Here is a 20,695-nt window from a genome sequence, read left to right as displayed (position 1 = left end):
TCTTCACTGCGCCCGCAGGACCTCGTTCCAATGCGCGATCAGCCGCGCCCGCTTCACCTGGTCGAGATAGACCATCAGCCCGGGACTGACCGGCACCGGCCGAAGTTGGGAGCCGAGCAGTTCCTGCAGCGTGTTGGCGGTATTTTCTCCCGCCACCTCCGGGCTGACCGCGGGGATCTGCAGCTCGCGCGCCATGATCGTCTGCCCTTCCCTAGACATGAAGAAGGCAAGGTAGCGCCGCCCGAGCTCCGGCTCGGCAGCGGCCTGCGGCACCAGTCCGATCCGGGACATCACCACGGTATAATCCTTCGGCAGCACGATGCCGACATCGGGATGCCGCGAGGCCCAGTCGGCGGCATAGGAGCCGAGAATATTGTAACCGAGCACGAAGCGCCCGTCGGCGACGCGTTCGAGGATCGCCGAACTCGTCGAATAGAGCTTCACGCCCGCCGCCCCCATCGCTCCGATCACCGACCAGATGTCGCCGAACTGCTCCTGATCGCGCGCCATGAACAGAAAGCCGACGCCGGAGCGCTCGATATCGTAGGTGCTGATCCGGCCATAAACAGCACTGCCCTTGCGCTTCAGATAATCAACGAGTTCCGCCCGCGATCTCGGCACCGGCTCATGCGCAAAGCTCGGTTTGTGATAGACGAACACCGCCGGCTCGAAGGTCAGCGCATAGGCGGTGTTGCGCCAGTTCGCCCATTTCGGCCATGCAGCACTCATCGGCAGGTTGCTGACCTGCGCATAGCCGTCGTTGGAGAGCTTCACCTGCAGGTCCATCGCCGAGGAAAAGGCGAAATCCGCCGTCCTCTTGCCGGCATCCGTCTCCCTGACGATGCGGTCGTAGATATCGCCGGTCAGCATGTCCTCGTATTTGACCGCGACGTCGGGATTGGCTTCCTGGAAACCTCGGATCATCGGCTGCGCCAACGGCTCGTCGAGCGAGGAATAGACCGTCAGCACCGGCGCATCGGCATTGCCCGATTTCGCCGGATAAAAGGCCTGATCGGCCAAGGCGAAGCCCGGCCAGAACGCCAGCAGCAAGATGAAAACTCTCCTCATGCCGCAACAATGCCTCAGCATGCCGGGAGGAGCAACCGGATCTAGGCGGCGACCCACTCCATCAGCGCATTTTGCGCATGCAGCAGAAAGGCTTTGGCGGCGCGGCTTTGGCAGTGCGGATGCTCCATCGCTTCGGTCGTCACCTCCTCGCCGCGCCTGACCGGCGGGCATGGCAGGAAGATTGCATCCTCCGACAAACGATCGAGCAGATCGGCGCCGATCCGGTAGCTGGCAAGCGCCTCCGAGGTGGCATCGCCCGGCCATGAATCGGTGATGACGATGTCGGCACCCAGCAACTCGCCCATATCGATGCTCACGCGAAAACGCCTGTTGAGCAGCGCAGCGTCACTGATATGCCAGCGTTCGGGAAAGACCTGCACCACCTCGATCGGCAATGCGATCGAGGCTTCGGCCCAGGAGCGCAGGATATTCGCATCCGCCGCCACGCCGACGACCTTCAACCCGTCGATCGAACCGCGCCGGCTCTCGATATAGGCAAGGTCGCCGAGCGTCTCGCAAGGGTGGTTGGAGCGTGTGCGCGCGTTGATGACAGGCACCGGCGAGGCGGCCCCCACCGCCTTCAACGTCGCAAGCTCTTTCGTGCGGATCACCAGCATGTCGAACCAGTTGCCGAGATAGCCCGCAAGGTCGCCGGTCTCCTCCCTGACATTGAACCCGATCGGCACATGCACGCAGATACCGCCCATCGCCTGGATGCCGAGATCGAAGGCGCTCGTATTGCGCCAGCCGCCATCGTCGGCAATCAGCCCGATGCGTTTGCCCGCAAGGCTCTGCGGCATGGTGCGCTCATCCCAGGCTTTGGCAAGCTCCCCGGCGCGAGCAATAATCGATCGAAGCCCGGCCTCCGGAACATCGTGAAACTCCAGAAAATTCCGGGCCGAACCTGTCATCCCAATCCCACCACATATGAAACCGCACTTACAATAACGTGGGCCGGCCTCACAGCAACCGTCGAAGGAAGAGGCCGCTGCCTTGCTGTCCGCAGCAAGCTCAGTCGTCATGACGATCTCGGAAGCATCGGGAAAGCAGAACGCTCCTCTTTGTCCGCTTAAACTCCATTTTCGCCATAAAGGATTAGCGACAAGGCCTATCCTTCGCCCGTTTAGAGTATTGATGCAGATCGGCGACGCTATATTGTCGCGCTGCCGTGTCAAAACGTCGAAACCGCCCGAATTTCTTATCCGGGGAACGACTTCACACGACAAAAATCTAGAAAAGGCCAGACTGAACTGGGAAGATCCTGGGAGGGGTCATGGAACGGCGGCTGAGCGCTATTCTCGCTGCGGATGTCGTTGGCTACAGCCGACTGATGGGCATCGATGAGTCAGGCACGCTGCAGGCGCTGAACCGCCATCGCTGCGAGCTGGTCGACATTCGCATCTCGGACTACAAGGGCCGGATCTTCAAACTCACCGGCGACGGCATTCTTGCCGAATTCCAGAGCGTGGTGAATGCGGTTGCCTGCGCCGCCGAAATCCAGCGCAGCATGGCGGCCCGCAACGAGAGCGTGCCCAAGGACGAGCGCGTCGAATTTCGCATCGGCATCAATCTCGGCGACGTCGTGGTCGAAAACGGCGACATCTTCGGAGATGGCGTCAATCTTGCCGCCAGACTCGAGCGCATCGCCTCACCGGGCGGCATCGCCGTGTCGGCCTCGGTACGCGATCAGGTCGGCTCGCGCCTCAATCTCGGCTTCGATTTTATCGGCGAACATACGCTGAAGAACATCAGGCAGCCCGTGCAGGTCTATACCGTCACCCTGACGCCGCCCTCCTCGGTGAAATTGGTCGCGCAGAACCGAAATACCTGCTTCATCGCGGTGCTGCCCTTCACCAATATGAGCGGCGATGCCGACCAGGACTATTTTTCCGACGGCATCACCGAAGACATCATCACCGATCTCTCCAAGATCTCCAGCCTGCACGTCGTGCCGCGCAATACCATCTTCACCTACAAGGGCATATCGGTGAAGGTGAAGCGGCTCGCCCAGGAACTCGGCGTGCGCTATGTGCTCGAGGGAAGCGTACGCATCTTCGGCAATCGTGTGCGCATTTCCGGCCAGCTGATCGACACCGCCAATGGCGATCATCTCTGGGCCGAGCGCTACGATCGCGACCTCACCGACATCTTCGCCATCCAGGACGAGATCACCCATGCGATCGTCGGCCAGTTGAAGGTGCGTCTGCTGCCGGAAGAGAAGAAGGCGATCGCCAACGAGCCGACCGCCAATGTCGAGGCCTATACCTATTATCTCCGTGGCCGCCAGCTCTCCCACACCTGGACCAAATCCTATCTGCAGCTTGCCAGGCGCATGTTCTGCAAGGCCGTCGAACTCGACCCCGACTATGCCCGCGCCTATGCCGGTATTGCCGATTGCGACGCGGCGATCCGCGACTGGGCGCCCGACGACGTGCCGCTGCGGGGCATCCTCGACATGAGCGCCCGCGCGCTCGCGCTTGATCCCGACCTTCCCGAGGCCCATGCTTCGCATGGTCTCGCCCTGCATCAGAGCGGTTTTGACGACAGGGCGGCGGCCGCCTTCGAACGGGCCTTGGCGCTCGACCCGAACCTCTTCGAGGCGAATTTCCATTATGCCCGGTTCTTCTTCATGCACGGCAACTTTGCCGAATCGGTTCAATACTTCACCCGCGCCGCCGAGATCCGCCCCGACGATTATGTCTCGCCGATCCACCTGATGTCAGCCTACCGCTCGCTCGGCCGTGCGCTGGATACGGAAAACTGGGCGCGCCTCGGCCTGCTGCGCGCCGAACGCGCCCTGAACCTCAATCCGGAAAATTCAGGCCCGGCCCATCGCGGCGCGCTGGCGCTTGCCCATATGGGCGATGTGACGAGAGCACGCGACTGGGCGGCCCGTGCGATCGCCATCGATCCCGACGATATCGTCGCACAGTATAATCTCGCCTGCGTCTATTCGGTCCTCGGCGATGTCGAACAGGCGATCGATCTATTGCAGAAGCTGCTGCCGAACAGCTCCGTCTACCACATCAAATGGTTCAATAACGATTCCGATCTTGACAATATCCGCGACGATCCCCGCTTCCGGCAACTGCTGGCCGCCGCAATGACGCAGCGCGAACGGGTCGAAAGGACAGGCTGAAAGCGCCTTTTCCCGGGCGCCGTTCACCATTCCTGAAAATCGCTGTGACATACCATCGGCACCTCTGTAATCTCGCCGAAAACAGGGGAAGCATCCGTGCGCATTCTGCTCACCGAAGACAATATCGCGCTGGCCGACGGCCTGTCGGCGATCTTGCGCGGCACGGGCCATGCCGTCGACGTCGTCCATGACGGGGCGTCGGCCAATGCGGTCATCGCCGCTGAAAATTTCGATCTTGTTATTCTCGACCTCAACCTGCCGGAGATGGATGGGCTTGACGTGCTGCGCGCCATGCGTGCCCGGCAGAACCAGGCAGCCGTCCTCATCCTGACGGCGCGCGGCACGCCGGAAGAACGGGTAAAGGGTCTCGATCTCGGCGCCGACGACTATCTGATCAAACCCTTCGACATATCAGAATTCGAGGCGCGCGTGCGCGTTCTGCTGCGCCGCCAGGCCGGCCTGCGTTCGGCGACCGTCGGCTTCGGCGGCATCTCCTTCGACCTCAACTCCCGCACCTTTTCGGCAGGCGCGACACCCCTCGACATTCCCGCCCGCGAGCTTGGGCTGCTCGAAATTCTTTTCATGCGGGCCGGCAAGGTCGTCGCCAAGGAGGCGATCATCCAGTCGCTGACGGCCTTCGACGACGACATTTCGACAAATGCCATCGAGCAATATGTCAGCCGCCTGCGGAAACGCCTCTCGCCGCACGGCCTAACGGTCAAGACCGCCCGCGGCATCGGCTATTATCTCGACAAGCTGCCCGAGGCCTCATGACATCGGCCTATTCGCTCAGGCGCCGGCTGCTCTTCTGGCTGCTCGTCTCCACCGCCGTCATCGGCACGCTGGCGCTTGCCGATACCTATCGTGAGGCGGTCCAGACCTCGAATATCGTCTCCGACCGCGTGCTCGCCGGCTCGGCGCTGGCAATCGCCGAACGCGTCGTCGTCGCCGAGGACGGTACGCTGCAGGTCGACATCCCCTATGTGGCGCTGGAAATGCTGACCTCGGCCGCCCAGGACCGCGTCTTCTACCGCGTCGACGGTCCACCGGGCCAATTCATCACCGGCTACCAGTCGCTGCCGGTCGTGAAGAAGACACCGCCCAATGGCGCCGCCTTCGCCGACGACACCTTTCGCGGCGAGCCGATCCGCGTCGCCACGCTCGAACGCTCCGCCTCGACCGGCATCCGCTCGGTGCCCTTCGTGGTGACGGTCGCCGAAACCACTATCGCCCGCCGGCAATTGACGCAGGCGATCCTCGTCCGCTCGGCGCTGCGCCTCGCCTTCATGATCGCCGGTGCCGCCGTCATTGTCTGGATCTCGGTCACGGTGGCCCTGCGTCCGCTCTATAAACTCGGCGACGCCATCGGCGAGCGCAGTCCCGATGACCTGCATCCGATCGAAGAGATCGTGCCGAGCGAGGTCGAGCCGCTGGTCGATACGGTGAATAGCTTCATGGTCCGCCTGCAATCGGCGCTCGATGCGTTGCGCCATTTCACCGGCAATGCCAGCCATCAGCTGCGCACGCCGCTGGCGATCATCCGCACCCAGCTTGCCCTCTCCGCGCGCGCCGGATCGCTTGACGAGGCACAGGCGGCCGCGCTGAAGGGCGATCAGGCCGTGGCGCATGCCGAGCGTATCCTCGCCCAGCTACTCCTCATGGCAAAGATCGACGCTGCCGCCGCCAAGGAGGCGCTGACCGCGTCTGCCATCGATCTTGCGGCAATCGCCCAGGAAATCACCGGCGAGCAGATCCCGACGGCTGCCGTCGCCGGCATCGATCTCGGCTTCGAGGGCGAGAGCCCGGCGATGATCCGCGCCGAGCCGCTGCTGATCGGCGAAATGCTGCGCAATCTTGCCGGAAATGCCATCGCCTATGCCGGCAAGGGGGCCGAGGTCACCGTCCGCATCATCGCAGCAGCGGAGACGATCCGCCTGGAAGTCGAGGACAACGGCCCCGGCATTCCACGCAACAAGCTGGAGGAGGTGCGCGGGCGTTTTTCGCGCGGCAACGATACGGGGGCGCCGGGCGCCGGCCTCGGCCTGCCGATCGTCGAGGAAATCGCCAATCTTTTCAATGCCGACCTGACGCTGGAGCCGGGACCGAACGGCAGGGGCCTGAAGGCGGCCGTCACCTTCGCCAAGGCGGCGTAAAAGCGTCGACCCTCCTTGCTTTCTCTCGCTGCATTGCACACACTGATTTCGGGAACAGCAAGCCGCACGACGATGCGCGCCGGATAAAAAGAGAAATATGTCGATCAAAGCCAGCATCTATCATCTGACCCATTACACCTATGACAAGCCGGTCCGCCTCGGCCCCCAGATCATCCGGCTGAAACCTGCCTCGCATTCGAAGACGCGAGTGCTCAGCCACTCGCTGAAGGTCACGCCCGCCAACCATTTCGTCAACCTGCAGCAGGACCCTTACGGCAACTACCTCGCCCGCTACGTCTTTCCGGACCCGGTAACGGAGTTCAAGATCGAGGTCGATCTCGTCGCCGACATGACGGTCTACAATCCCTTCGATTTCTTCGTCGAGGAAGAGGCGACCAAGTGGCCGTTCGGATACCCGGAAACGATCCAGGAAGATCTATCGATCTACATGACGCCGGAACCGGCCGGTCCGCGCCTGAAGGCGCTGCTGCCGACGCTCGACTGGTCACCCGGCCAGCCGACGATCGACATGATCGTCGGCTTGAATGCCCGCCTGCAGCGACAGATCGGCTACGTTATCCGCCTGGAAACCGGCGTGCAAACACCGGAAGAAACGCTGGAAAGCGCCAAGGGCTCCTGCCGTGACACCAGCTGGCTGCTCGTCCAGATTCTTCGACATCTCGGCCTCGCCGCCCGCTTCGTCTCCGGTTATCTCATCCAGCTGACGCCGGATCTGAAGGCCCTCGACGGCCCTTCCGGCACCGAAGTCGATTTCACCGACCTGCATGCCTGGGCCGAGGTCTATCTGCCCGGCGCCGGCTGGGTTGGCCTCGACCCCACCTCGGGCTTGCTGACCGGCGAAAGCCATATCCCGCTCGCCGCCACGCCACATTACCGCAATGCCGCGCCGATCTCCGGCGGTTATTTCGGTGAGGCCGAAACCGAATTCGCCTTCGACATGAAGGTCTCGCGCGTCGCCGAACATCCGCGCATCACCAAGCCCTTCTCCGATGAAAGCTGGGACGAACTCAACGAACTCGGCGAGCAGGTCGACCGTGTCCTCGAAGCGGAAAACGTGCATCTGACGATGGGCGGCGAGCCGACCTTCGTTTCGATCGACGATTTCCAGTCCGAAGAGTGGAACACTGCCGCCGTCGGCCCGACCAAACGCGAAAAGGCCGACAGTCTGATCCGCAGGCTGCAGCAACACTTCGCCCCCGGCGGCTTCCTGCATTACGGCCAGGGCAAGTGGTATCCGGGTGAAAGCCTGCCGCGCTGGACCTTCTCGCTCTACTGGCGCCGCGACGGCAAACCGATCTGGCAGAATCTCGATCTGATTGCCGCCGAAGGCAGGGATACCGGTGTTGCGGCCGCGGATGCCGAGAAACTCCTGACGGCGATCGCCAGGGAACTGGCGATCAAGCCCGACATGGTGCAGCCGGCCTATGAAGATACTGCAGACTGGATCATCAAGGAAGGCAACCTTCCCGACAATGTCGATCCGTCGAATTCGAAGCTGAAGGATCCCGAGGAACGCAACCGCATCGCCCGCGTTTTCGATCGCGGCCTCACCGTCCCCACGGGCTACATCCTTCCGGTCCAGGCGTGGAACGCCAAGGCAGCTGAAGCCCGAGTCTGGGTCAGTGAAAAATGGCGCACCCGCCGCGGCAAGATCTTCCTCGTTCCGGGTGACAGCCCGATCGGCTACCGTCTGCCGCTCGGCACCCTGCCTTATGTTCCCCCGGCGCGTTATCCCTATATCCATCCGGCCGATCCGACCATCCCGCGCCAACCGCTGCCTGATGTCTTCGTACCGGCCGGCCGCGCCATGCCGGAAGCCTCCTTTCATGCCGGCGACAGCAATCGCAGCCGGATCGAACAGACGCTCGGCGACATCGGCGGCGCCGTGCGTACCGCCATGTCGGTCGAGCCGCGCGATGGCAGGCTCTGCGTGTTCATGCCGCCGGTCGAACGTATCGAAGACTATCTCGAGCTGATCGCCGCGGCCGAAAACGCCGCCGCCGAGCTTAAGCTTCCGGTCCATATCGAAGGTTATCCGCCGCCGCAGGATGAGCGCATCAACGTCATCCGCGTCGCCCCGGATCCCGGCGTCATCGAGGTCAATATCCATCCGGCCTCCAGCTGGAAGGAATGCGTCGACATCACTACGGCGATCTACGAGGAGGCCCGCGCCACCCGGCTCGGCGCCGACAAGTTCATGATCGACGGCCGCCACACCGGCACCGGCGGCGGCAACCACGTCGTCGTCGGCAGCGCCAATCCGAACAACAGCCCCTTCCTGCGCCGTCCCGATCTCTTGAAGAGCGTCGTCCTCCACTGGCAACGCCACCCCTCGCTCTCCTACCTCTTCTCCGGCATGTTCATCGGCCCCACCAGCCAGGCGCCGCGTATCGACGAGGCGCGTCACGACAGCCTCTACGAGCTGGAAATCGCCATGGCGCAGATCGCTGCCCCCGGCCGCGGCCAGCCGCCGCTGCCCTGGCTCGTCGACCGCCTGTTCCGCAACCTCCTGACCGACGTCACCGGCAACACCCACCGTGCCGAAATCTGCATCGACAAGCTGTTTTCGCCGGACGGCCCGACCGGCAGGCTGGGTCTGATCGAGTTCCGCGGCTTCGAAATGCCGCCGAACGCGCGCATGTCGCTTGCCCAGCAGTTGCTGGTGCGTGCGCTGATCGCCCGCTTCTGGATCAACCCAGTCGACGGCAAATTCGTCCGCTGGGGCACGACGCTGCACGACCGTTTCATGCTGCCGCATTTCGTCTGGGCCGATTTCCTCGACGTGCTTGCCGACCTTCGCGAAAACGGCTTCGACCTCAGCCCGGAATGGTTCAAGGCCCAGCTCGAATTCCGCTTCCCCTTCTGCGGCGAAGTCGAATACGAGGGCTCGAAGCTGGAGCTGCGCCAGGCGCTGGAGCCCTGGCATGTCATGGGCGAAGAAGGCGCCATCGGGGGCACGGTGCGCTATGTCGACAGCTCGGTCGAGCGCCTGCAGGTCCGGTTCGAAACCGGCAATACCGGACGCTACACCGTCACCTGCAACGGCCGTATGCTGCCGCTGACGCCGACCGGCACGTCAGGCGTGTCGGTCGCCGGCGTCCGTTACAAGGCGTGGCAGCCGGCCTCCGGCCTGCATCCCGTGCTGCCGGTCAACACGCCTTTGACTTTTGACATTTATGATACATGGTCGAAGCGTTCGATCGGCGGCTGCATCTATCATGTTGCCCATCCGGGCGGCCGGACCTATGACACCTTCCCGGTCAACGGCAACGAGGCGGAAGCAAGGCGGCTCGCCCGCTTCGAGCCGTGGGGGCACACGGCGGGGGGATATATCCCGCGTGCCGAGACGGGTTCGCTTGAATTCCCGCTGACGCTGGATCTGAGGCGGCCGGCCGGGATTTGAGGCCGGTGGTAAGGCCGAAGGTTGAAGTTGGAGTTTGATGGGTAAGAGACCGGCAGTGGAGCGCAGGGGCGAGGCAGAGGACCGCATCGGCAAGGATGCGGCCTTCGACTATGCGCCGCTTCCCGGTATCGCCGACGAAATGGTCGACAACAAAGGCGTCGTCCGCCCGGTCTGGCAGCGTTTCCTCTCGCATCTCGGCGCAATGCCGGAAAAAGACCTCGCCGAGCGTTTCGCCCGCGCCGACCGTTATCTCAGGGATGCCGGCGTCTTCTACCGGGCCTATGGCAGCAAGGGCACCGGCGAACGCGCCTGGCCGATCTCGCATATCCCGGTGCTGATCGACGAGCGCGAATGGCAGACGTTGTCGGCGGGCCTCGTCCAGCGCGCCGACCTGCTGGAGGCGATCGTCGCCGATATCTACGGTGCCAACCGGCTGGTGGAAGAGGGGGTGCTGCCGCCGGCGCTGATCGCCGCCAATCCCGAATTCCAGCGCCCGCTCACCGGCATCCGGCCCGCCTCCGGCCACTATCTGCATTTCTGCGCCTTCGAGATCGGCCGCGGGCCCGACGGCAACTGGTGGGTACTGGCCGACCGGACGCAGGCGCCGTCGGGCGCCGGTTTTGCACTGGAAAGCCGCGTCGCCACGACCCGGGCCTTCTCGGATATCTACGCCGAAACCCCCGTCCATCGCCTCGCCTCCTTCTTCGGCGCCTTCCGCGATGCGCTGCAGGACATGAAACATTCGGGCGACGACCGCATTGCCGTGCTGACGCCGGGCCCGGCCAACGAGACCTATTACGAGCACGCCTACATCGCCCGTTATCTCGGCTTCATGCTGCTCGAGGGCGAGGACCTCACCGTCGTCAAGGGCCGCGTCATGGTGCGCACCGTCGCCGGCCTGAAGCCGATCGGCGTGCTCTGGCGCCGACTCGATTCGGCTTTTGCCGACCCGCTGGAGCTGAACCAGAATTCGCATATCGGCACGCCCGGTCTCGTCGAAGCGCTGCGCGCCGAAAGCGTCACCATCGTCAATGCGCTCGGCACCGGCGTTCTCGAAACCCGGGCGCTTCTCGCCTTCATGCCGACCATCTGTCGCCGCCTCCTGGGCGAGGACCTGCAACTGCCTTCGATCGCCACCTGGTGGTGCGGCCAGAAGGAAGAGCGCGAGCACGTCGCAAAAAATATCGAGAAGATGGTGATCGGCCCGGCCTATTCCCGCGCCCCTTTCTTCGACGACAACGGCGAATCCGTGCTTGGTGCGTCGCTGCGCGCGACCGCCAAGGATTCCATCACCGATTGGCTGAGTTCGGACGGCCCGAAACTTGTGGGGCAAGAGGTCGTGACGCTGTCAACGACGCCGGCCTGGGTGGACGGCAAGCTCGTGCCGCGGCCGATGTCGTTGCGCGTCTTCGCCGCCCGCACGGCAAACGGCTGGCAGATCATGCCCGGCGGTTTTGCCCGCATCGGCTCCGGCGCCGACGTCGCGGCGATCGCCATGCAGTCGGGCGGCGCGGCCGCCGACGTCTGGATCGTCAGCGACAAGCCGGTCGAGCGCCACACGCTGCTGCCGGCCGAGGGCAGCTTCACACGCAACATGCCGGGCAGCCTGCCGAGCCGGGCGGCCGACAACCTGTTCTGGCTCGGCCGCTATATCGAGCGCGCCGAAGGGGCGTTGCGCATCCTGCGCGCCTGGCATGCGCGTTATGCCGAAGCCGCCGATCCGAGTCAGCCGCTGCTCGCCGACGTCTCCGAATATCTGGCGGCCGTCGATATCGATACTGCCGAACCCGTACCGGAAAGGCTGCTGCGCAACATCGACAGCGCCGTTTATTCGGCGAGCAATATTCGCGACCGTTTCTCGCCGGACGGCTGGCTGGCGCTCAACGATCTCGCCAAGACCGCCCGCCGCTTCCGCGTCAGCGTCACTGCCGGCGATGATGCCAGCCACGCGATGACGATCCTGCTGCGCAAGCTCGCGGGCTTTGCCGGCCTCGTGCACGAAAACATGTACCGCTTCATGGGCTGGCGCTTCCTGTCGCTCGGCCGCTACATCGAGCGCGGCCTGCATATGACCCGGCTGCTCGGCCACATGTCCGGCCCGGAAGCGCCCGATGGCGCGCTCGACATGCTTCTCGAGATCGGCGACAGCGTCATGACCCACCGCCGCCGCTACAACGTCAACACGGCGCGGCTGACCGTCACCGACCTGCTTGCGCTCGACCCGCTCAATCCTCGCTCGGTTCTCTTTCAGGTGAACGAGATTCATCACGAGGTCGAGCAATTGCCGAATGCGCTGATCAACGGCCAAATGTCGCCCTTCTACCGCGAGGCGATGCGGCTCCATTCCGGCCTGGCGGTGATGACGCCGGAGGGCATGGGGGTCGAGGTCTATCAACGGCTCGAACGCGAATTGGAACAGCTTTCCGATCTGCTCGCCCAGACCTATCTCGGATAACGTCGATGCTCTACGACCTTTCTCTCCGCATGGGTTACAGCTACGACGTGCCGGCCTCCGGCGCCCGCCACATCATGCGCCTGATGCCGCTGTCGTTGACCAATCGGCAGCGCTTGGTCGCAGGCTCGATCACCATCTCGCCGACGCCGGACGAGCAATCGCATTTCGTCGATTTCTTCGATCACCCCGCCACCTCCTTCATGGTGCGCGCGCCGCACGAGACGCTCGACATTCGCATGCAGGCCCGCGTGCAGGTGGAAAGCCAGCCGATCGCCGCCGATTTCTCGCCGCTGCTTGCGGATCTGCCGGAGGAGATAGCAGGCATCTGGTCGCTGGCGCCGGATTCGCCGCACCATTTCCTCGGCGACAGCCCGCGCCTGACGCAGGCGCGTGAGATCAGCGACTATGCGCGAAGCTGCGCCATGCCCGGTCTGACGGCGATGCGGATCGCCCATGCGCTCTGCGCCCGCATCAACAAGGATTTCACCTACGACCCCGAAGCGACGACAGTCGACACGACGCCGCTCGAAGCGTTCAGGCTGAAGCGCGGCGTCTGCCAGGATTTCACCCACATCATGATCCTGGCGCTCAGAAGCCTCGGCATTCCGGCCGGCTACGTCTCCGGTTTCCTGCGCACCATCCCGCCGCCCGGCAAGGAGCGGCTGGAAGGGGCAGATGCCATGCATGCCTGGGTCAGGATCTGGTGCGGCGAGACGATCGGCTGGATCGAACTCGACCCGACCAACGACATCCCCGCCGGCATGGACCACATCGTCGTCGCCTATGGCCGGGACTATTCCGACGTCGTTCCCGTGATCGGCGTGTTGAAAAGCTATGGCGGCCAGCGCGCTGTCCAAGCGGTCGATGTGATCCCGCTGAAATAATCCCAAAATTGGAAAAATCCGTCGATTCGTTAGAATTGAATGGACGCCGTAAGGGCGGCGTAAAGAAGTAGCGATGCCTAATGTAACCCACAGGGTCCATTTCGGGTGAACATGATGCGCACCTCCTTCTTCCATCCCTGCCTGCGTCGCATGTCAAGCGACCGTGGCGGCAATTTCGGCCTCATGACGGCGATCATGATGCCCATCCTTCTCGGCGTCGCCGGCATGGCGATCCAGGTGGGCGACATGTTGCTCTCCAAACAGCAACTCCAGGAAGCGGCCGATTCGGCCGCGCTCGCAACCGCGACCGCCCTCGCAAATGGCACGGTCCAAACCTCACAGGCCGAAGCCTTCGCGCGGAATTACGTTGCCGGGCAGATGGCGAACTATCTTCAGAGCGGCGTCGACATCAAGAACGCGACAGGCGTCAACGTGCAGACAACAACGTCGGGCAAATCGACATCCTACCAGGTAACGGTTTCGCCGGGTTACGACCTCACGGTCAATCCACTCATGCAGGCGGTCGGCTTTACGACGCAGCATCTTTCGACGTCCAGCACGTCGGTCGGTGGTCACTCAGAGACCCAAGGCTCGATCTCCATGTTCCTCGCACTCGATAAGTCGGGATCGATGGGAGATCCTACCGCCACCGTCGACGTGGATAATCCGACGGAGCCATTCACCTATGACTGCAACCCCCATCTCAACAAGAAGGGCAAAACCGTCTACGACACCTGCACCGGCACGCGTACGCACTATTACACCAAGATAGAGGCGCTGAAGATCGCAGCCGGCAATCTGTTCGGTCAGCTCGACAGCGCCGATCCCAACGCGGAATACGTGCGCACCGGCGCTGTCTCCTACGATCTCGTTGAGTATGCGCCGAGCAAACTCGCTTGGGGGACCACCGCTGTCACGAGCTACGTCAATGCGCTCCAGTCGGGAGGCGGCACGAATTCAAGCGGCGCCGTGAACACGGCTTATACGTCCCTCACCGCCAAGAACGCAGCGGGCAATGACGCCGAGGACGCTGCTCACAAGCTCAAGACCGGGCAAGTGCCCAAGAAGTACATCGTCTTCATGACGGACGGCGACAATAACGATGATAGCAGCGGCGGCCGTTCCTATGACACTTTGACCAAGGCAACCTGCGATACGGCCAAGTCCAAGGGTATCGAAATCTATACGATTGCCTTTATGGCACCCGCAGGCGGACAGGCGCTGTTGCATTATTGCGCCTCCGACGACTCCCATTATTTCCAGGCTGAAAAAATGGAAGACCTCCTTGCCGCTTTCAAGGCGATCGGCGCAAAGGCCTCCGCACAGGTGACACGCCTGACGAACTGACGATACATCAGGCGAAAAGCCCAACAAAAAAGCCGCTCCGGAACAAACCGGCGCGGCTTTCGTTATTCTCATCCCACGCATCAGATCGATAAAAGCGATTGAAATCAATCCCCTCGAACCCGCTGAATATGAAGGTTTCGCAAATTTTTCGTTTGTCCAAATCCCTTGTTGCAAGTGCTTCCTAACGATGCATAAACTGTGGCAGACACAGAAGACAAATCGATTAGATCAGGCCTAATAGCCTGAAACAAAATTAAAATTGGCGAGATCTGACCATGAATACCGTTTCCAAGCCAGTTATCCCCTCCCCCGCTCCGCGCAGCTCGAAGCCGGAAATTCTCGCTGAAGAAATCATCGAACGTCTGACCTACCGCATCGGCAAGGATGCCAAGGTGGCAAAGCCGCATGACTGGCTGACGGCGACGATCCTGGTGGTCCGCGACCGCATCATCGATCGGTGGATGGCCTCCACCCGCGAAGTTTACGCAACCGGCGCCAAGCGCGTTTATTATCTTTCCCTCGAATTCCTGATCGGCCGCCTGATGCGCGATGCCGTCTCGAACCTCGGGCTGATGGAAGAGGTGCGCGATGCGCTTGCCTCGCTCGGCGTCGACGTCAACGTCATCGCCGGCCTGGAGCCGGACGCCGCGCTCGGCAACGGCGGCCTCGGCCGACTGGCCGCCTGTTTCATGGAAAGCATGGCGACGGTCGACGTTCCGGCCTATGGCTACGGCATCCGCTACGTCCACGGCCTCTTCCGCCAGCAGATGGCCGACGGCTGGCAGGTGGAACTGCCCGAGAACTGGCTCGCCCACGGCAACCCCTGGGAGTTCGAGCGCCGCGAGAGTTCCTATGAAATCGGCTTCGGCGGCGCCGTCGAATTCATCACCACCCACGACGATCAGCCGCGTTACGTCTGGAAGCCGGCCGAACGCGTCATTGCCGCCGCCTTCGACACGCCGGCCGTCGGCTGGCGCGGCAAGCGCGTCAACACGCTGCGCCTCTGGTCGGCGCAGCCGATCGATCCGATCCTGCTCGATGCTTTCAATGCCGGCGACCACATCGGAGCACTGCGCGAAAGCAACAAGGCCGAAAGCCTGACCCGGGTTCTCTATCCTGCCGATGCGACGCCAGCCGGTCAGGAACTGCGTCTGCGCCAGGAATTCTTCTTCTCGTCGGCCTCGCTGCAGGACATCCTGCGCCGCCATCTGCAGCAATATGACGATTTCACTTCGCTGCCTGATAAGGTGGCGATCCAGCTCAACGACACCCATCCCGCCGTTTCGGTCGCCGAACTCGTGCGCCTGCTCTGCGACGTGCACGGCATGGATTTCGATCAGGCCTGGGATATCACCCGCCGCACCTTCTCCTACACCAACCACACGCTTCTGCCCGAAGCGCTGGAAAGCTGGCCGGTTCCGCTGTTCGAGCGGCTGCTGCCGCGCCACATGCAGATCGTCTATGCGATCAACGCCAAGATCCTGCTCGAAGCCCGCAAGGGCAAAAACTTCTCCGACAGCGAAATCCGCTCGATCTCGCTGATCGAGGAAAGCGGCGACCGCCGCGTGCGCATGGGCAACCTCGCCTTCATCGGTTCGCACTCGATCAACGGCGTCTCGGCGCTGCACACCGAACTGATGAAGGTCACGGTCTTTGCCGACCTGCACAAGCTCTATCCCGATCGCATCAACAACAAGACCAACGGCATCACGCCGCGCCGCTGGCTGCAGCAGTGCAATCCTGGCCTCACCGGCCTGATCCGCGAGGCAATCGGCGACGAATTCCTTGACGATGCCGAGAAGCTGACGCCGCTCGACAAGTTCGCCTCCGACCCGACCTTCCAGCAGAAGTTTGCGGCGGTGAAGCGCGCCAACAAGGTGGCGCTCTCCAATCTCGTCGCCAGCCGCATGGGCGTGAAGCTCGATCCATCGGCAATGTTCGACATCCAGATCAAGCGCATCCACGAATACAAGCGCCAGCTTCTGAACATCATCGAAGCCGTCGCGCTCTACGACCAGATCCGCTCGCATCCCGAGCTCGACTGGGTGCCGCGCGTGAAACTCTTCGCCGGCAAGGCGGCGCCGAGCTACTACAACGCCAAGCTGATCATCAAGCTCATCAACGACGTCGCCCGCACGATCAACAACGACCCGTCGGTGCGCGGCCTGCTGAAGGTCGTCTTCGTGCCGAACTACAATGTCTCGCTCGCCGAAGTCATGGTTCCGGCCGCCGACCTCTCCGAACAGATCTCGACCGCCGGCATGGAAGCATCCGGCACCGGCAACATGAAGTTCGGCCTGAACGGCGCGTTGACGATCGGCACACTCGACGGCGCCAATGTCGAGATGCGCGACAATGTCGGCGAGGACAATATCGTCATCTTCGGCTTGCGCGCCGACGAGGTCGCGAAGGTCCGCAGCGATGGCCACAATCCGCGCGCCATCATCGAAGGATCGCGCGAACTCGCCCAGGCGCTTTCGGCCATCGGTTCCGGCGTCTTCTCGCCGGATGACCGCAACCGTTACACGGCACTCATCGACGGCATCTACTCCCACGACTGGTTCATGGTCGCGGCCGATTTCGACGCCTATGCCCAGGCTCAGCGCGACGTCGATCAGATCTGGACCAACCAGTCCGCCTGGTACACCAAGACGATCAATAACACGGCGCGGATGGGCTGGTTCTCTTCCGACCGTACGATCAGGCAATATGCAGACGAAATCTGGAGAGCCGGATGAAAACGCCGAAAACAGTCCCTGAAGTAAAGCTTTCCTGGGAAATTTCGGCAGATGAAATCGCGGCGATCCTTGCCGGATCGCATTCCAATCCCTTTGCCGTGCTGGGCGTGCACCAGGCAGGCGACACCTTCGTCGCCCGGTGTTTCATTCCGGGCGCCGACGAAGTGACCGCCATGACGCTCGACGGCGGCGTCATCGGCGAACTCAAGCAACTTCACACCGATGGCTTTTTCGCCGGCCCGGTTTCCCTGACCAAGCTCCAGCCGGTGCGTTACCGCGCCCGGCGCGGCGATGCCGAATGGGCTGTCACCGATCCTTACAGCTTCGGTCCGGTGCTCGGGCCGATGGATGATTATTTTGCCCGGCAGGGCTCGCACCTGCGCCTGTTCGACAAGATGGGCGCCCACCTCATCAAGCATGATGGCGCCCAGGGCATCCATTTCGCCGTCTGGGCCCCGAATGCGCAGCGCGTCTCCGTCGTCGGCGATTTCAACAATTGGGACGGCCGCCGCCACGTCATGCGCTTCCGCGCCGATAGCGGCATCTGGGAAATCTTCGCCCCCGACGTCCCGATCGGCGTTGCCTACAAGTTCGAGATCCGCGGCCAGGACGGCGTGCTGCTGCCGCTGAAGGCCGATCCCTTCGCGCGGCGCAGCGAGCTCCGGCCGAAAACCGCCTCCATCACCGCCGCCGAGCTCGAGCAGGAATGGGAAGACGAAGCCCATCTGAAGCACTGGCGCGAGGCCGACAAGCGCCGCCAGCCGATCTCGATCTACGAGGTGCATGCCGCCTCATGGCAGCGCCGGCAGGACGGCACGATGCTGTCCTGGGACGAGCTTGCCTCCAGCCTCATCCCCTATTGCGCCGATATGGGCTTCACCCATATCGAATTCCTGCCGATCACCGAACATCCCTATGACCCCTCCTGGGGTTACCAGACGACCGGCCTTTACGCACCGACCGCCCGTTTCGGCGAGCCGGAGGGTTTTGCCCGTTTCGTCAACGGCTGCCACAAGGTCGGCATCGGTGTCATCCTCGATTGGGTACCGGCGCATTTCCCGACCGACGAGCACGGCCTCGGCTGGTTCGACGGCACAGCACTCTACGAGCACGAAGACCCGCGCAAGGGATTCCACCCGGACTGGAGCACGGCGATCTACAATTTCGGCCGCACCGAGGTCGTTTCCTATCTCGTCAACAACGCGCTCTACTGGGCCGAGAAATTCCATCTCGATGGCCTGCGCGTCGATGCCGTCGCCTCAATGCTGTATCTCGATTATTCCCGCAAGCACGGCGAATGGATCCCGAACGAATATGGCGGCAACGAAAACCTCGAAGCGGTCCGCTTTCTGCAGGATCTCAACATCCGCATCTACGGCCAGCATTCCAACGTCATGACCATCGCCGAGGAGTCGACCTCCTGGCCGAAGGTCTCGCAGCCCGTCCATGAAGGCGGCCTCGGCTTTGGCTTCAAGTGGAACATGGGCTTCATGCATGACACGCTGAGCTACATGAAGCGCGATCCCATCCATCGCAGGCATCATCACAACGAACTCACCTTCGGCCTGCTCTATGCCTATTCCGAAAATTTCGTCCTGCCGCTTTCGCATGACGAGGTCGTCCACGGCAAAGGCTCGCTGATTGCCAAGATGCCGGGCGACGACTGGCAGAAATTCGCCAATCTGCGCGCCTACTACGCCTATATGTGGGGCTATCCCGGCAAGAAGCTCTTGTTCATGGGCCAGGAATTCGCCCAGTGGAGCGAGTGGAGCGAGGCGAAGTCGCTCGACTGGAACCTGCTTCAGTATCGCATGCACGAGGGTATGCGCCGCCTGGTGCGCGATCTCAATTTCACCTATCGCAGCAAGCCGGCGCTGCATGAGCGGGACTGCGAGGGCGAAGGTTTCGAATGGTTGGTCGCCGACGACCACCAAAATTCCGTCTTTGCCTGGCTGCGCAAGGCGCCGGGCCAGAAGCCGGTCGCCGTCATCACTAATTTCACTCCGGTCTACCGCGAGAACTACTCGATCCGCCTGCCCGTCGCAGGCCGCTGGCGGGAAATACTGAACACCGATGCCGACATCTACGGCGGCAGCGGCAAGGGCAATGGCGGGCGCGTGCAGGCCGTCGATGCCGGCGGCAACATCACCTGCTCGATTACCCTGCCGCCCTTGGCGACAATCATGCTTGAACCTGAAAATTAGTGACTGGTGGGAGGAGAAAATGGTAGAAAAGCGCGTTCAGCCACTTGCCCGTGATGCAATGGCATATGTTCTGGCGGGCGGCAGGGGAAGCCGTCTCAAGGAACTCACCGACCGGCGTGCCAAGCCCGCCGTCTATTTCGGCGGCAAGGCCCGCATCATCGATTTCGCCCTGTCGAACGCCCTGAATTCCGGCATCCGCCGCATCGGCGTCGCCACGCAATACAAGGCGCATTCGCTGATCCGCCACATGCAGCGCGGCTGGAACTTCTTCCGCCCCGAGCGCAACGAGAGCTTCGACATCCTGCCGGCCAGCCAGCGCGTCTCCGAGACGCAATGGTATGAAGGCACCGCCGACGCCGTCTATCAGAACATCGACATCATCGAGGATTACGGTGTCGAATACATGGTCATTCTCGCCGGCGACCACGTCTACAAGATGGACTATGAATGGATGCTGCAGCAGCACGTCGATTCCGGTGCCGACGTCACCATCGGCTGCCTGGAAGTGCCGCGCATGGAGGCGACCGGCTTCGGCGTCATGCATGTCAACGACAAGGACGAGATCATCGCCTTCGTCGAGAAGCCGGCCGATCCGCCGCCCATTCCCGACAAGCCGGATTTCGCCCTCGCCTCGATGGGCATCTACGTCTTCCACACCAAATTCCTGCTCGACGCGCTACGCCGCGACGCCGCCGACCCGAGCTCGAGCCGCGACTTTGGCAAAGACATCATTCCCTATATCGTCCAGCACGGTAAGGCGGTCGCCCACCGCTTCGCCAAGTCCTGCGTCCGCTCCGATTTCGAGCACGAGCCCTACTGGCGCGACGTCGGCACGATCGACGCCTATTGGCAGGCCAATATCGACCTGACGGCGATCGTGCCGGAGCTCGACATCTACGACAAATCCTGGCCGATCTGGACCTATGCGGAGATCACCCCGCCGGCGAAATTCGTCCATGACGACGAGGATCGCCGCGGCTCGGCCACCTCCTCCGTCGTGTCGGGCGACTGCATCATCTCGGGCGCCAGCCTCAACAACAGCCTGCTCTTTACCGGTGTCAGGGCCAACTCCTTCTCCAAATTGGAAGGCGCGGTCATCCTGCCGAACGTGAAGATCGGACGGCGAGCGCAGCTCAAGAATGTGGTGATCGACCATGGCGTCGTCATTCCGGAAGGCCTTGTCGTCGGCGAGGATGCCGAACTCGACGCCAAACGCTTCCGGCGGACCGAAAGCGGCATCTGCCTGATCACCCAACCGATGATCGACAAGCTGGATATCTGAC

General features: G+C 62.6%; 12 protein-coding genes. 10 read left to right on the top strand and 2 right to left on the bottom strand.

Annotated elements, in window-relative coordinates:
- Positions 1 to 3: 3 nt before the first annotated feature.
- Positions 4 to 1,050 (bottom strand): ABC transporter substrate-binding protein, encoded by a 1,047-nt coding sequence (locus CO666_RS17715; protein WP_097613436.1) that lies wholly within the window; start codon positions 1,048 to 1,050, stop codon positions 4 to 6.
- A gap of 59 nt (positions 1,051 to 1,109) precedes the next feature.
- Entirely contained in the window at positions 1,110 to 1,979 is an 870-nt protein-coding gene (locus CO666_RS17710) for an ornithine carbamoyltransferase (RefSeq protein ID WP_097613434.1), read from the bottom strand.
- Between the two features lie 362 nt (positions 1,980 to 2,341).
- Here CO666_RS17710 and CO666_RS17705 point away from each other — a divergent pair, with 362 nt between their 5' ends.
- The 10 genes from CO666_RS17705 (at position 2,342) to glgC (ending at position 20,694) form a co-directional block, all read left to right on the top strand.
- Entirely contained in the window at positions 2,342 to 4,207 is a 1,866-nt protein-coding gene (locus CO666_RS17705; protein ID WP_097613432.1) for an adenylate/guanylate cyclase domain-containing protein, read from the top strand.
- Positions 4,208 to 4,303: 96 nt separating this feature from the next.
- Entirely contained in the window at positions 4,304 to 4,981 is a 678-nt protein-coding gene (locus CO666_RS17700) for a response regulator (RefSeq protein WP_097613430.1), read from the top strand.
- Positions 4,978 to 6,360, top strand: coding sequence for a sensor histidine kinase (locus tag CO666_RS17695; RefSeq protein WP_097613428.1), 1,383 nt, complete (start codon positions 4,978 to 4,980; stop codon positions 6,358 to 6,360). Before CO666_RS17700 ends, CO666_RS17695 begins: the two co-directional genes overlap by 4 nt.
- A gap of 97 nt (positions 6,361 to 6,457) precedes the next feature.
- A complete protein-coding gene (locus CO666_RS17690) occupies positions 6,458 to 9,784 on the top strand; it encodes a transglutaminase family protein (RefSeq protein WP_097613427.1) in 3,327 nt (1,108 codons plus the stop codon).
- A 37-nt stretch (positions 9,785 to 9,821) separates the two neighbouring features.
- Positions 9,822 to 12,239: a circularly permuted type 2 ATP-grasp protein gene (locus CO666_RS17685; RefSeq protein ID WP_097613425.1), complete on the top strand. Its 2,418-nt coding sequence runs from the start codon at positions 9,822 to 9,824 to the stop codon at positions 12,237 to 12,239.
- A gap of 5 nt (positions 12,240 to 12,244) precedes the next feature.
- On the top strand, positions 12,245 to 13,123 hold the full coding sequence (locus CO666_RS17680) for a transglutaminase family protein (protein ID WP_097613423.1): 879 nt from the start codon (positions 12,245 to 12,247) through the stop codon (positions 13,121 to 13,123).
- A gap of 114 nt (positions 13,124 to 13,237) precedes the next feature.
- On the top strand, positions 13,238 to 14,470 hold the full coding sequence (locus tag CO666_RS17675) for a TadE/TadG family type IV pilus assembly protein (RefSeq protein ID WP_097613421.1): 1,233 nt from the start codon (positions 13,238 to 13,240) through the stop codon (positions 14,468 to 14,470).
- A 275-nt stretch (positions 14,471 to 14,745) separates the two neighbouring features.
- Positions 14,746 to 17,208, top strand: a complete 2,463-nt coding sequence (locus CO666_RS17670) for a glycogen/starch/alpha-glucan phosphorylase (protein WP_097613420.1) — start codon at positions 14,746 to 14,748, stop codon at positions 17,206 to 17,208.
- Positions 17,205 to 19,412, top strand: a complete 2,208-nt coding sequence (glgB, locus tag CO666_RS17665) for a 1,4-alpha-glucan branching protein GlgB (protein ID WP_097613418.1) — start codon at positions 17,205 to 17,207, stop codon at positions 19,410 to 19,412. Before CO666_RS17670 ends, glgB begins: the two co-directional genes overlap by 4 nt.
- A 19-nt stretch (positions 19,413 to 19,431) precedes the next feature.
- Complete coding sequence (glgC, locus tag CO666_RS17660; protein WP_085738378.1) at positions 19,432 to 20,694, top strand: glucose-1-phosphate adenylyltransferase; 1,263 nt, start codon at positions 19,432 to 19,434, stop codon at positions 20,692 to 20,694.
- Position 20,695: the final 1 nt, after the last annotated feature.

The organism is Rhizobium chutanense (genome assembly GCF_002531935.1).
Lineage (GTDB): Bacteria > Pseudomonadota > Alphaproteobacteria > Rhizobiales > Rhizobiaceae > Rhizobium > Rhizobium chutanense.
Note: the sequence above shows the minus strand (reverse complement) of the source record. Positions and strands in the feature narration are given on the sequence as shown.